Genomic DNA, 13121 nt, shown 5'->3' on the forward strand with positions numbered 1-13121 from the left:
ACCGACCGTTCCGGCCGGCGGGAACCCGACCGGGACCGTCAGAGCAGCGGCGCCCGCTCCAGCGCGTCGCGCAGGCCCGCGACGACCTCGTCGGCGGAGCCCGCGATCGTGCAGCCGGCGGCCTGCCGGTGCCCGCCGCCGCCGAACCCGGCCGCCACCGCCGAGACGTCGATCCCGACGGAACGCAGCGAAATCTGCCACTGCCCCGGGTGCGCCGGGTCCTGTTTGAGCACCGCCGCGACGGCCGCTTCGCGCACCGAGCGGACGACGTCGATGACCGACTCGACCTCTTCGGCGCGCACCGTGCGGGCCACGTCGACGCCGACCACCGCGTGCACGAAACCCCGGCCCTGCGCGGCTTCCGGCTCCAGCCGGGCCTCGCGGAGCACCGACGAGAGCATCGGCAGCCAGGCGAACGGGCGCTCGTCGACGATCCGGCGCACGATCGCTTCGGGATCGGCCCCCGCTTCGAGCAGCCGGGCCGCCATCCGGTGCGTCTCCGGGCTCGCCCGGCGGAACCCGCTCGTGTCGGTGACGATCCCCGCGTAGAGCCCGCGCGCGATCGGCTCGTCCAGCTCGGCGCCCAGCTCCTCCAGGACCCGGAACACGAGGACCGCGCTGGCCTCGGCGCTCTCGTCGACGACGTGGCAGGTGCCGTAGAACGTGTTGGTCGCGTGGTGGTCGATCACCAGCACCGCGCCGGCGAGCTCGACCCGCCCGGCGAGCCGGCCGAGCCGCTTCGGCGTCGGCGTGTCGACGCAGACGAGCAGCTCCTCGGCGTCCGGGAGGGCGTCCGGGTGGGTGAGCAGGCCGTCCTCGTCGAGCCACCTCAAGGTCTCCGGGGCTTCGTCGGGCTCGCCGAAGGAGACGCGCACGCGGGCGCCGCGCTGCCGCAGGGCCCGGCCGAGGGCGAGCGCGCTGCCCAGCGCGTCCGCGTCCGGCCGCACGTGGCCGAGGATCGTCACGTCGGTGGCCGGCGCGAGCAGTGCCGCCGCGTCCCGGATGTCCTGCGCCGAAGTAGGGGTCACGGTGCGTCACGCTACGCTCTGCGGGATGCCTGAGTACGCGATGCTGGTCTACCCCTCGGCCAACCGGGTCTACGCCGCCTCCTCCCCCGCGCTGCTGCGCGCCGAGCTGGCGGTGTTCGGCGCGCGCCTGGCGGCCGAGCTGTCCGCGATCGACGAGGTCGAGCTCGGCGGCGTCGGCTACGTGCGCTTCACCAGCTCGGCGCCCCTCGGCGAAAGCGATCTCGCGCTCTTGTCGAACGTCTCGTCGCTGTACGCGTTGTTCGAGCTGGGTGACGGCGTCCTCCGTCCGGTGCCCGTGACACCGCTGGCGAAGGCCGACTCGGACCTGCTGACCATCCAGAAGTACGCGGGCAAGACGAACGAGCTGTTCACCAAGCTGCTGGTGAACGTGACGCTGCTGGCGACGGCGGACCCGGCGGGGCTGCTGTCGGACAAGCCGAAGTACCTGCTCGACCCGCTGTGCGGCCGCGGCACCACGCTGAACCAGGCGATGATGTACGGCCTGCACGCGACCGGCCTGGACGTCGACGCCAAGGACTTCGAGGCCTACGAGGCGTTCATCAAGACGTGGCTGCGCACCAAGCGCGTGAAGCACACCGCCGAGTCCGGGCAGCTGCGCCGCAACAAGGCCCGGCTCGGGCGGCGGCTCGACATCGAGTACGCGCTGGACAAGGAAGCGTACAAAGCGGGCGACACGCGCAAACTGACCTACTTCAACGCCGACACCCTGGCCACCGACGAGGTGCTGCGGGCGAACTCCTGCGACGTGATCGTCACCGACGCGCCGTACGGCGTCCAGCACGGCAGCCACCGCGAGACGGGCCTGCAGCGCAGCCCGCGCGACCTGCTCGCCGCGGCCGTCCCGGTGTGGACCCGGGTGCTGAAACCCGGCGGGGCGCTCGGGATTTCGTGGAACACGACCGTGCTGCCGCGGGAGGAGCTGGTCGAGGTGCTCCGGAAGGCCGGCCTCGACGTCCGCGAGGGCGGGCCGTGGGAGGAGTTCGCCCACCGGGTGGACCAGGCCATCCTGCGTGACCTGGTCGTCGCGGCCAAACCCGCTTCCTAGTCGGCAAAGCGCTTTCAGGAGGCGGTGAGCTCACCCGGCTTGGGCAGCTGCCCGTTCGCTTCCGGCGCGGCGGCCGGCGCCGGCGACGTGCTCAGCCCGCGCTTCACCGAGTCCAAGATGGACAGTCCCTGGCCGACGAGGCCTGCGGCCATCTCCCCGAGGCCGTCGGCGCCGTTGAGGATGTTGACGTTCGCGCCCGCCAGGCCCCGCCCGGCTTCCTTGACGATCTGCGGCAGCTGGTCGATGAGCATCCGGTCGAGCGCGACCCGGTTGTTCGACGCCGCCGCCTCCGCCTGCACGCGCATCTTCTCCGCGTCGGCGAGCGCCAGGATGCGGATCCGCTCGGCCTCGGCGTCGGCGGGCTTGATGACCTCGGCGACCAGCTGCTGCTGCCGCAGCTCGGCTTCGCGCTGGGCCAGCTCGGTGCGCGCGTCGATGACCTCCTGCTGCGCCCGCGCCTGCGCGAGGGGACCGGCCTGGGCAGCCTGCGCCTGCGCCGCCTCGACCTCGGCCCGGTACCGCGCCTGCACGATCGACGTCTGCCGGGCGTACTCGGCCTGCGTCCGCTGCGACTCCTGCTCGGCCTCCGCCGCGGTCTTGTTCGCCACGGCCTGGGCGATCTGCGCGTCCCGCTGGATGGCGGCGTTGTGCGGCGCGGCCATCGCGGCGATGTAGCCGAGCTTCATGTCGTCGATCGACTGGATCTGCAGGGCGTCGACGGTGAGCCCGATCTTCGCCATCTCCACGGCCGAGCCGTCCAGCACCTCGGTGGCGAGCTTCTGCCGCTCGGTGATGATCTCCTCGACGGTCATCGAACCGATGATGGACCGCAGGTGCCCGGCGAAGATCCGGCCGGTCAGCACGGACATCTGGTCCTGGTCGGAGAGGAATCGCTGGCCGGCGTTGACGATGCTCTCGGTGTCGTTGCCGACCTTGAACGCGATCACCGCCCGGACCGTGAGGGCGATGGCCTGCTTCGTCACGCACACTTCGGTCACTTCGGCCTCGCACATGGCGAGCGTGAGGAACCGGACTTTCCGGAAGACCGGCATGACGAACGCACCGTGACCGGTGACGACCCGGAACGGCGACGCGCCCTTGCTGTTGCCCCCCGAGATCAGCATCGCCTCGTTGGGAGCCGGCACGCGATAACCGAACATCGACTGTCCTTCTGCGAGCACTAGGAAGCGGGATCCGAGGCGTCCCACGCCACGACGTCGACCGTGCGCCGGCCCCGGGTTTCCACGACCAGGACGGTCGTGCCCTTCGGCAGCTCCGTGTCGGACCAGGCAAGGAAGGTTTCCAAGCCACCCCTGATCCTGATCAGCACCTCCCCGGGGCCCCGCTGCCCGCGGGTGCCGACCAGGAGGACTCCGGTGCGGCCGGACGGGGAAAGGTCGGAGTGCATGGGTACCGACCTCCCCTCGGTGGCCGTCTCGGTGCGGGTTCACCCCCGCTGCCACCATTGTGCTCCCGGCCCGCGCCCGAGGTGGGCACTGTGAGGTTCCGATCAGGCAGGCAACCGGGCGAGCCGCTCGAGCGTGCAGCCGAAGCTGTACTCTCGCAGCGTGACCGTCGAGCAACGCCCCCTGCGCGCGGACGCCCGGCGCAACCGGGAAGCACTGGTCGCGGCGGCGCGGGAAGTCTTCGGCGCCAAGGGGGTCGACGCCCCGCTGGACGAAATCGCCCGGCGCGCCGAGGTGGCGATCGGCACCCTCTACAACCGGTTTCCGACGCGGGCGGACCTCGTCGAAGCCGCCTTCCTGCCGGCGCTGGAAGAAGCTCAGCTCGTGCTGGAGGAGGCCCTCGCGTGCGAGGACCCGTGGGAGGGTTTTGTCCTGTTCCTCGAGCGTTCGGTGCTGATGCAGGTCTCCGACCGCGGCTTCACCGAGATCTGCTCGCGGACCTTCGACCCGGCGTCCGAACTGGAGAAAGCCAAGCAGGCCAACGGTTCCCGGATGAACCGGATCATCTCGCGCGCCCAGGAAGCCGGGGCGTTGCGGCCGGACTTCCGGGGGCCCGACCTCGCGATCGTGTTCGCCGCGGCGACCGCCACCCCGGACTGGCGGCGCGCGCTCGGCATCGTCCTCGACGGCCTGCGCGCGCGATGACCTGGCTCGCGGACACCGCCACCTCGTACGACACGGTGGCTTCGAGCTACGCCGAGTTCGTTTCCCGCGCGCTCGAGGAGCAGCCGTACCTCAAGGCGGCGCTGACGCTGTTCGCCTCGCAGGTCGAGGGACCCGCGGTGGACGTCGGCTGCGGCCCGGGGCACTTCACGGCGTACCTGGCCTCCCTGGGCGTCGACGCGTCCGGCATCGACCTCTCGCCGGGGATGATCGACCTCGCGCGCCGGTCACACCCGCAACTGCGGTTCGAGGTGGGCTCGATGACGGACCTGCCGCTCCCGGACGCGTCGGTCGCGGGCGTGCTGGCGTCCTGGTCGCTGATCCACGTCCCGGACGAGGCGGTGCCGGTGACACTGGGTCACTTCCACCGCGTGCTGCGGCCGGGCGGGCTGCTGATGATCGGCTACCACGTCGGCGTGGGCACCCGGCTGAAGACCCAGGGTTACGGCGGGCACCCGATGCGGGTCAACGTCCACCTCCGGCAGCCGTGGTGGCTGGCGCGGCGGGTGCGGGACGCCGGGTTCACCGTCGACGCGGAATGGCTGCTGGACCCCGAGGCCGAGGTTTCGCAGGGGATTCTCTTCGCTTCGAAATAGCTCTCGGTGCTCGCCTCGACGTTGCTGCTCGGCGCGTCCGCCGCGCCGCCGCCGCTGGGCAAGCAGAACTGGGTGGTCAGCGTCGCCGGGTTCACCGACGCCGCCGGCAGCAACTACCTACGGCTCGGCTACCTGGTGTTCGACCCGTCGAGCAACGCCGTCCAGCACAACTTCTGGACGTGGAGCCAGCGCGACTTCCCGGTCCCGGTCAGCAGCGGCGACGTCTACTACTGCGGCGAGTTCCAGCCGGGCACCAACCCGCGCAACAACTGCCCGATCAAGACGGCGCCGGGGTTCACCGGTGACCCGAACGGCCACTTCACCGGCACCTACGCCTACAACTCGACGTCCGGGCAGGTGAGCATCACCTGGACGAGCAGCACGATCAACGGCTCGACGACCGCGGTGAACCTCGGCGAGACCTGGGCGGTCTCCGAACTGCACCCGGGCCTGGGCCGGATGCAGCTGGTCGGCGACACGTACTCGATCACCGGCGGCTACGCCTACGGCAGCAACGCCTCGCTCGCGCAGACCAGCAAGGCGTCGATGAGCGCGATCCGCGCGACCGAACGGAAGTACGTCTACGAGGCGCACAGCTGGAACAAGCTGAAGGTCACCACGGTGGCCCGCGGGTCGGCGGGCAGCTTCACGGTGAGCCCCAGCTGGAACGCCTGCACGGACGGTTCGTGCCTCGGGTACGTGCAGAAGAACGCGGGTTGTGACGCGGCGTCCTGCTGCCCGAACCCGGGCACCGCCGAGTACGACGCGTGCGTGAAGAAGCTCGCCGACAGCGGCGACCGGCGGTTCTACTACCTGACCGGCGACCTGGGCGGCCGCCGCAACAGCTACGAGTTCTGGTGCGAGTGCCTGTCGTACGACGGGTGCTACCTGGCGAACAGCCACGTGCGGCCACTGCTGCAGGTGATCGACGACGCGGGAGCGTTCCAGGGCTGGGTGGGCGCCGAGGTCAGCCCGGACCGCAGCGGCACCCGGACGATGGACGGCGAGTACTACAGCGCCTTCGCGATGGTGGCTTAGGCGAAGGCCTGCTCGGCGAAGCTGAGTCCGCCGCGCTCGGCCATGGTGAGAACCTGCCGGTCGACGTGCTGTGGCCGCGCGCGGATGTACTGCCGGAAGCCATGGGCCCGCAACCTGAGATCGAACTCTTGCCCTTCGATGTGCCACATCGGGTCCGGGGAGTCGTCCGGCGGGTCGAGACGGTGGACGTCGGCGATCTCCAAGCTGCCGTGCAGCGGGCCGAGATCGCCGGTGATGTCCCAGGCCTCGTCGAACACCAGCGTTGCCGGGGCGATCCAGAACGTGAAGTGCTGCTCGCCCCGGGCGGGCTCGACCCAGCGGACGATGTAGTCCAGGTCCAGCAGGAGCCGGCCCGGTGGCGGGTCGTCGTCCTCGAGGAAGGCGAGGGCGTGGATACGGCAGTCGTGCCAGCCCATCTGCGGGAAGTCGGCGTCGGTCCCGATGGCCTTGGACAAGCCGGACGGGTCGGTCACGACAGGCGCTCCCCCACGAACTTCAGGATGTCCGGCAGCACCCCGCGCCAGTAGTCGTCGTCGTGCTGGCCCGGCGAAAACCGCGATACCGCCGGGTTCACGGCCTTGACCAGCTTGCGGTCCGCGCCCAGGAACGGGTCCGACTCGCCGCACCACACGCCGAGGGATCCTGGGCGTAGCTCGGCCGTGTGCAGCAAGGGTTCCGCGTCGCGCCAGTTCGCCTCGTCCGCGAAGACCTTGCGGCTGCGGGCGTCCGGCCAGCTGACGAACAGGGCCGCGCTCGCCGTGGCCACCGCCTTCAGGTCCGGGTGGGCGCGGGCGAACCGCAACGCGCCGAAGCCGCCCATCGAAATGCCGAACACCGCCGACGGCGGACGCAGGTCGCGGCCGGCCAGCCAGCCCGGGACTTCGTCGGTGAGCATGCGCTGCGGGTCGTCGTCCGAACCGACGTTCACCCAGTAGTGGTCGCCGTCGATCGCCGCGATGGCGAACGGTGGTGTTCCCGCGCGGACCGCGGCCGTCAGGAGCGCGGGGACGCCCAGCGAGAGGAACGTCCGCGCCCGGGCGCCGCGGCCGTGCAGGGCCAGGCACACCGGCAGTCCCGAGGCCGGGACGCCTTCCGGCGTGATGAGCACCAGGTCGACGTCGGTGCCGCGGGCGGCCGAGCGCGTGCGCTGGACCGTCACCGGATCGGACAAAGGTGCCGGACCGGTCGGCACCGGCACCGCCGGCGGACCGGGAGGTGGCCCCGAGGGAGCCGACGAACAGCCCGCCAGCAGCGCGAGTGCGCTGCCGGCGAGCAGGCCGCGGCGGGAGAGCACGGGTCAGCCCCGGCTCTCCTCTTCCGCGAGCTCGTCGTCGTCCTCGGGTTCGCGGGGGGCCTTGTACGGGTCGGGCTCGCCCGCGTGCTGGGCTCCCGCGGAGCGGCGCGCAACCTCCGCGTCGGCCTCGCGGGCCTTCGCGAGCAGGTCTTCGATCCGCTTCGACTCCTCGGGGATGGTGTCCGCGACGAACGTCAGCGTCGGCGTGTAGCGGACCCCGGTGCCCTGCCCGACCTTCGTGCGGAGCATCCCGCGCGCCGATTCGAGCGCGGCGGCGGCGCCGGCGAAGTCCGGAGGGACGTCCAGCTTCTCGCCGAGCACCGTGTAGTACACCGTGGCGTCGTGCAGGTCGCCGGTGACCTTCGTGTCCGTGATGGTCACGTAGTCCAGCCGGGTGTCCTTGACCTCGTGTTCGATCGCGGACGCCACGATCTGCGAGATCCGCTTGGCGAGCTTGCGGGCCCGAGCAGGATCAGCCATGTCGTTCTCCTAGAGAAATCTAATCGTCTGGACCGAGCAGCCGGCGGTGGGCGGAGATCAGTTCGAACTCCGGCCTGCTCGCCACGTACCGCTCGCACGAGTCGAGCACGTCACGGACGTGCTCGCCACCTTCGGCGACCACGGCCACCCCGATGAGAGCCCGGCGGTGCAGATCGGTGTGACCGGCTTCGGCCACCGACACGGCGAAGCGCTTGCGCACCTCGGCCAGCACCGGACGGACCACGGATCGCTTCTGCTTCAGCGAGTGAACGTCGCCGAGCAGGATGTCGAGCTCAAGGGCTCCGACGAACATAGGCAAATGAGGTGGTGTCGTAGGGAGCGAAAGCCCGGGTGTGCGGTGCGAAACCGCACACCCGGGATCAACCGCGTTACGCTCGCGGCTTTTCGCGCTGCTCGTACGTCTCGATCTGGTCGCCGACCTTGAGGTCGCCGTACGAACCGAGCGTCAGACCGCACTCGTAGCCCTCGCGGACCTCGACCACGTCGTCCTTGAACCGCCGCAGCGAGCTGACCGGCAGGTTCTCCGCCACGACCGTGCCGTCGCGGAGCAGACGGGCCCGGGCGTTGCGCCGGATCTCGCCGGACATGACCAGGCAACCCGCGATCGTGCCGATCTTGGAGGACTTGAAGACCTCGCGGACCTCCGCGCGGCCCAGCTCGACCTCTTCGTACTCCGGCTTGAGCATGCCCTTGAGGGCCTGCTCGATCTCGTCGATCGCCTGGTAGATGACCGTGTAGTACCGGACGTCGACGCCCTCGCGGGTGGCCCGCTCGGTCGCCTTGCCCTGGGCGCGGACGTTGAACCCGAGGACGATCGCGTCGGACGCGGTCGCCAGGTCGATGTCCGACTCGGTCACGCCACCGACACCGCGGTGGACCACGTTCAGCTCGACCTCGTCGCCGACGTCCAGCTGCAGCAGCGAGGCTTCGAGGGCCTCGACCGTACCCGAGTTGTCACCCTTGATGATCAGGTTGAGGCTGTTCGTCTCCTTCAAGGCGGAGTCGAGGTCCTCGAGGCTGACCCGCTTGCGGCGCGACGCGTTGAGCGCGTTGCGCGTACGAGCGGCACGGCGCTCGGCGATCTGCCGGGCGACGCGGTCCTCGTCGACCACCAGGAAGGTGTCGCCCGCACCCGGCACCGAGGTGAACCCGATGACCTGGACGGGACGCGACGGCAGCGCCTCGGTGACGTCGACGTTGTGCTCGTCGACCATCCGGCGGACGCGGCCGTAGGCGTCACCCGCCACGACCGAGTCACCGACGCGCAGCGTGCCGCGCTGGACCAGGACGGTGGCCACCGGGCCGCGGCCGCGGTCGAGGTGCGCCTCGATCGCGACACCCTGCGCCTCCATGGCCGGGTTGGCCCGGAGGTCCAGAGCGGCGTCGGCGGTCAGCAGGATCGCCTCGAGCAGGCCGTCGATGTTGATGTTCTGCCGCGCGGAGATCTCGACGAACATCGTGTCGCCGCCGTACTCCTCGGCGACCAGGCCGTACTCGGTCAGCTGCTGCCGGATCTTGTCCGGGTTCGCGCCTTCCTTGTCGATCTTGTTGATCGCGACCACGATCGGGGCCTTGGCGGCCTGCGCGTGGTTGATCGCCTCGACCGTCTGCGGCATCACACCGTCGTCGGCCGCCACCACGATCACCGCGATGTCGGTCGAGTTCGCACCACGGGCACGCATGGCGGTGAACGCCTCGTGACCCGGGGTGTCGATGAAGGTGATCAAGCGCGGGTTGCCCTCGAGCTCGGTCTCGATCTGGTACGCACCGATGTGCTGCGTGATGCCGCCGGCCTCGCTCTCGCGGACCTTCGTCTTCCGGATCGTGTCGAGCAGGCGGGTCTTACCGTGGTCGACGTGACCCATGATGGTCACGACCGGCGGCCTGACCTGCAGATCCTCTTCGCCACCCGCGTCGTCGCCGTAGGTGATGTCGAAGGTCTCCAGCAGCTCGCGGTCCTCTTCCTCCGGCGAGACGACCTGAACCGTGTAGTTCATTTCGCCGCCGAGCAGCTCGAGGATGTCGTCCGACACGGACTGCGTCGCGGTGACCATCTCGCCGAGGTGGAAGAGCACCTGCACCAGCGAAGCCGGGTTGGCGTCGATCTTCTCGGCGAAGTCGGTCAGCGAAGCACCCCGCGGCAGCCGGATCGTCTCGCCCTGCCCCTTGGGCAAGCGGACGCCGCCGACGCTGGGCGCCTGCATGTTGTCCATGTACTCCTGGCGCTTCTGCCGCTTCGACTTGCGACCCTTGCGCGAGGGACCACCCGGACGCCCGAAGGCACCCGCGGTACCGCCACGGCCACCGGGGCCACCACGGCCACCGCCGCCGCCACGGAAACCGCCGCCACCGGCCGGGGCACCGCCGCCGCCACCGGGGCCGCCGCCACCCGGGCGGAAGCCGCCGCCACCGCCACCGCCACCGGGACCGCCGCGGAAGCCACCGCCGCCGCCACCGCCACCGGGACCGCCGCGGAAACCGCCGCCGCCACCACCGGGACGACCGGCGCCACCGCCGGGGCCGCCACGGGCGCCGCCACCGGGACCACCGCGGGCGCCGCCACCGGGACCGGGGGCCGGGCGCTGCGTGCGGCCCGGCATCATGCCGGGGTTCGGCCGCGGGGGCATGTTGCCCGGGCTCGGCCGGTTGCCACCGGCGCCACCACCCGGCCGCGGGGCCGGACGGTCACCGCCGGCGCCACCGCCGGGACGCGGGGGCCGGTTGTCGCCGCCCTGGCCGCCACCGGGGCGCGGCCCCTGCGGACGCGGCGGAGCGCCGGAACCGACGCCGAACGGGTTGTTGCCGACGCGCGGGGTGCGCGGGCCGGGCTTGGGACCGCCGGGCTTGGGGCCCTGCGGCTTCGGCGGGACGACCGAACCGGTGCCACCCGCGGGGGGCGTGGCCGGGGTGTCCTGCCTGGGAGCGGCGGGCGCGTCCGCTTTCGCGGCCGGGACCTGCTCCTGGGGTGCGGGTGCGGCGGGCTGCTGACGCGGGCCGGGCCGGGGGCCGGGGCGCTGCCCCGGGGTGGCCGGCTTCGACGCCGCGGGCGCCTGCTGCTGGGGTGCGGCCGGAGCCGACGTGGCCGACTCGGCCGGGGCGGGTGCCGCCTTGGCCGCCGGAGCCTGCTGGGCAGGCGCGGGGGGCTTCGGGGCGGACGCACCGGGCTTGGCGGCCGGCGGGCCGGGGCGCGCCGACGGACCGGGGGTGGGCTTCTTGGCGCCCTTGGGCGCATACGCGTCGCGAAGACGGCGGGCGACGGGCGCCTCCACCGTGGACGACGCGGACTTGACGAACTCGCCCTGTTCCTTCAACTTCGCGAGCACGTCCTTGCTGGTGATGCCGAGCTCTTTCGCGAGCTCGTGTACGCGGGCCTTGCCTGGCACAACTCTCCTCATCTAGGGGAGGCCAGGCGGAAAACCCGCTGACCTCGTCCTTATTGTCTGACGCTCATGGCTTCAGCTTCACGGCTGACTCATGACGGGTCGACCTGCTTCCTTGAATCCTCGCGACCCCGGGGACGTCCCGGGATCGTGGTGCGGTGTGGTGCGCCCGACGTGCTCGCGGACTTCGCGGGCATCGAGCGCCCCGGGAGCCCGCAAGGCTCTCGGGAAGGCTCGCCGCCGCTCGGCCTTGGCCAGGCAGTCCGGGTCGGGGTGCAGCCAAGCTCCCCGGCCCGGCAGCCGCCGACCTTCGTCGACGACCACCCGCCCGGCCACCGCGACCACGCGCAGCAGCTCACCGATCAAGGCCCGCCGCTTGCAGCCGACACAAGTCCGCACCGGGGAAATCCGGTGGGGCTGGTGCTCGGCTACCCGCCGCGGGCTTCGAACCACTCCTGAGTCTAGCGCTTCGACCTTCACTCAGCCGAACCGGTTGTCGCGGCGGGCCGCGAAGGACGGGCGTGGTCTTGATCACCCTCGTCGTCCACCGGTGCGGCGTCGCTGCGGATGTCGATCCTCCAGCCGGTCAGACGGGCGGCGAGGCGGGCGTTCTGGCCCTCCTTGCCGATCGCCAGCGACAGCTGGAAGTCCGGCACCACGACGCGGGCGGTCTTCGTCCGCTCGTCCACGACTCGTACGGAAACAACCTTGGCGGGCGACAGCGCATTCCCGACGAAGCGAGCGGGATCCTCGGAGAAGTCGATGATGTCGATCTTCTCCCCGGCCAGCTCGCTCATCACGTTGCGCACCCGCGCGCCGACCGGGCCGATGCAGGCGCCCTTGGCGTTGACGCCCGGCACGGTGGACTTGACCGCGATCTTCGTGCGGTGCCCCGGCTCGCGCGCCACGGCGGCGATCTCGACCGTCCCGTCGGCGATCTCGGGCACCTCCAGCGCGAACAGCTTGCGCACCAGGTTGGGGTGCGAGCGCGAGAGCGTGATCTGCGGGCCGCGGTTGCTGCGCGACACCGTGACCACGTACGCCTTGATCCGGCTGCCGTGCTCGTAGGACTCCCCGGCGACCTGCTCGCCGGACGGCAGCACGCCCTCGGTGTCACCCACCTGGACCACGACCATGCCGCGCGCGTTGGCGCGGGCGTCGCGCTGGATGACGCCGGCGACGATCTCGCCCTCCTTGGTGGAGAACTCGCCGAAGGTCTTCTCGTGCTCGGCGTCGCGCAGCCGCTGCAGGATGACCTGGCGCGCGGTGGTGGCGGCGATCCGGCCGAAGCCCTCGGGGGTGTCGTCCCACTCCTCGTCGACCTGGCCGTCGTGGGTCAGCGTGTGCGCGAGCACGCGCACCAGGCCCGTCTTGCGGTCGATGTCGATGCGGGCGTGCGGCTGGTGGCCCTCGGTGTGCTTGTAAGCGGTGAGCAAGGCCGTTTCGATGGCCTCGATCACCGTTTCGAAGGGGATGTCCTTGTCCCGTTCGATCGCCCGCAGCGCGGCGATGTCGACGTTCACTTCGACCCCTTCTCCGTCTTGGCCTGACCGGCAGCGATCATGCCGGACGCGTCGTCTTCGAGCAGTTTCAGGTCCTCGGCGGGCGGCTGCTTGAACTCGATCTCCACGACCGCCTTCGCCACGTCGGCGTAGCGGACGTCGCGGAGCTTGCCGCCGGCCAGGACGCGGGCGGCGTCCTCGCCCGCGTGACCGACCCGGCCGACGAAGGGCGCACCCTCCGTCGGGCTGACCTTCACCAGGCGGAACCGCGCGCGCCGCCAGTGCCGCGGCTGGGTCAGCGGGCGGTCGAGGCCCGGGGAGGTGACCTCCAGCGTGTAGGCGCTCGCGAGCACGTGCTCGTTCTCGTCGAGCGTCGCCGAGACCGTGCGGCTGATCTCGGCGATCTCGTCCAGCCCGACCCCGTCGTCGGAGTCGACGACGACCTTGACCAGCTGGCGCCGGCCGGCCTGCTGGACCTCGAACGAGTCGAGGTCGAAACCCGCGGCGGTGACGGCTTCGGCCACTATCGGCTGAAGCCGGCTGGCGAGTTCTCCTGGCACGTGGGGCTCTCCTTGGTTCGGGTCGGG

15 protein-coding genes are annotated in these 13121 nt (G+C 71.3%); 4 read left to right on the plus strand and 11 right to left on the minus strand.

The genetic code is table 11. From position 1 onward, the window contains the following. Nucleotides 1–38: 38 nt before the first annotated feature. Nucleotides 39–1028, minus strand: a complete 990-nt coding sequence (locus tag QRY02_RS22810; protein ID WP_285993549.1) for a DHH family phosphoesterase — start codon at nt 1026–1028, stop codon at nt 39–41. Nucleotides 1029–1053: 25 nt separating this feature from the next. Here QRY02_RS22810 and QRY02_RS22815 point away from each other — a divergent pair, with 25 nt between their 5' ends. Beyond that, nucleotides 1054–2094 carry a TRM11 family SAM-dependent methyltransferase gene (locus QRY02_RS22815; RefSeq protein WP_285993550.1) on the plus strand — a complete coding sequence of 347 codons (1041 nt, stop codon included), beginning with the start codon at nt 1054–1056 and terminating at the stop codon, nt 2092–2094. Nucleotides 2095–2108: 14 nt separating this feature from the next. Here QRY02_RS22815 and QRY02_RS22820 read toward each other — a convergent pair whose 3' ends face one another. Together QRY02_RS22820 and QRY02_RS22825 are read right to left on the minus strand one after the other, a co-directional pair. Beyond that, entirely contained in the window at nt 2109–3254 is a 1146-nt protein-coding gene (locus tag QRY02_RS22820; RefSeq protein WP_285993551.1) for an SPFH domain-containing protein, read from the minus strand. 20 nt (nt 3255–3274) lie between these two features. Then, the gene (locus tag QRY02_RS22825; protein WP_003084005.1) at nt 3275–3502 is read right to left on the minus strand and encodes an NfeD C-terminal domain-containing protein; all 228 of its coding nucleotides are present in this window, start codon (nt 3500–3502) and stop codon (nt 3275–3277) included. A 160-nt stretch (nt 3503–3662) separates the two neighbouring features. Here QRY02_RS22825 and QRY02_RS22830 point away from each other — a divergent pair, with 160 nt between their 5' ends. From QRY02_RS22830 to QRY02_RS22840, 3 genes are read left to right on the plus strand one after another with little or no spacing between them, the layout of a single operon-like run. Continuing rightward, a complete protein-coding gene (locus QRY02_RS22830; protein ID WP_285993552.1) occupies nt 3663–4205 on the plus strand; it encodes a TetR/AcrR family transcriptional regulator in 543 nt (180 codons plus the stop codon). After that, nucleotides 4202–4819: a class I SAM-dependent methyltransferase gene (locus QRY02_RS22835; RefSeq protein WP_285993553.1), complete on the plus strand. Its 618-nt coding sequence runs from the start codon at nt 4202–4204 to the stop codon at nt 4817–4819. The genes QRY02_RS22830 and QRY02_RS22835 overlap by 4 nt, the downstream gene beginning before the upstream one ends. Nucleotides 4820–4825: 6 nt before the next feature. Next, the gene (locus QRY02_RS22840; protein ID WP_285993554.1) at nt 4826–5857 is read left to right on the plus strand and encodes a hypothetical protein; all 1032 of its coding nucleotides are present in this window, start codon (nt 4826–4828) and stop codon (nt 5855–5857) included. Here the strand turns inward: QRY02_RS22840 and QRY02_RS22845 are convergent. The 8 genes from QRY02_RS22845 to rimP all read right to left on the minus strand — a co-directional run bounded on the left by QRY02_RS22845 (nt 5854) and on the right by rimP (nt 13094). Beyond that, nucleotides 5854–6330, minus strand: a complete 477-nt coding sequence (locus QRY02_RS22845; RefSeq protein ID WP_285993555.1) for a hypothetical protein — start codon at nt 6328–6330, stop codon at nt 5854–5856. The two genes, QRY02_RS22840 and QRY02_RS22845, sit on opposite strands and share 4 nt — an antisense overlap. Further along, nucleotides 6327–7151, minus strand: coding sequence for an alpha/beta hydrolase (locus QRY02_RS22850; RefSeq protein WP_285993556.1), 825 nt, complete (start codon nt 7149–7151; stop codon nt 6327–6329). The genes QRY02_RS22845 and QRY02_RS22850 overlap by 4 nt, the downstream gene beginning before the upstream one ends. Nucleotides 7152–7154: 3 nt before the next feature. Next, nucleotides 7155–7631, minus strand: a complete 477-nt coding sequence (gene rbfA, locus QRY02_RS22855; protein ID WP_285993557.1) for a 30S ribosome-binding factor RbfA — start codon at nt 7629–7631, stop codon at nt 7155–7157. Nucleotides 7632–7650: 19 nt separating this feature from the next. Further along, complete coding sequence (locus tag QRY02_RS22860) at nt 7651–7944, minus strand: DUF503 domain-containing protein (RefSeq protein ID WP_285993558.1); 294 nt, start codon at nt 7942–7944, stop codon at nt 7651–7653. 76 nt (nt 7945–8020) lie between these two features. After that, nucleotides 8021–11035, minus strand: a complete 3015-nt coding sequence (gene infB / locus QRY02_RS22865; protein ID WP_285993559.1) for a translation initiation factor IF-2 — start codon at nt 11033–11035, stop codon at nt 8021–8023. 78 nt (nt 11036–11113) lie between these two features. Then, complete coding sequence (locus tag QRY02_RS22870; RefSeq protein ID WP_285993560.1) at nt 11114–11398, minus strand: YlxR family protein; 285 nt, start codon at nt 11396–11398, stop codon at nt 11114–11116. Nucleotides 11399–11508: 110 nt separating this feature from the next. Next, nucleotides 11509–12555: a transcription termination factor NusA gene (nusA, locus tag QRY02_RS22875; protein WP_285993561.1), complete on the minus strand. Its 1047-nt coding sequence runs from the start codon at nt 12553–12555 to the stop codon at nt 11509–11511. Further along, a complete protein-coding gene (gene rimP / locus QRY02_RS22880) occupies nt 12552–13094 on the minus strand; it encodes a ribosome maturation factor RimP (protein ID WP_285993562.1) in 543 nt (180 codons plus the stop codon). Before rimP ends, nusA begins: the two co-directional genes overlap by 4 nt. Nucleotides 13095–13121 lie beyond the last annotated feature (27 nt).

Origin of the sequence: Amycolatopsis sp. DG1A-15b (assembly GCF_030285645.1) — a bacterium.
In the GTDB taxonomy this organism is placed as follows: Bacteria; Actinomycetota; Actinomycetes; order Mycobacteriales; family Pseudonocardiaceae; genus Amycolatopsis.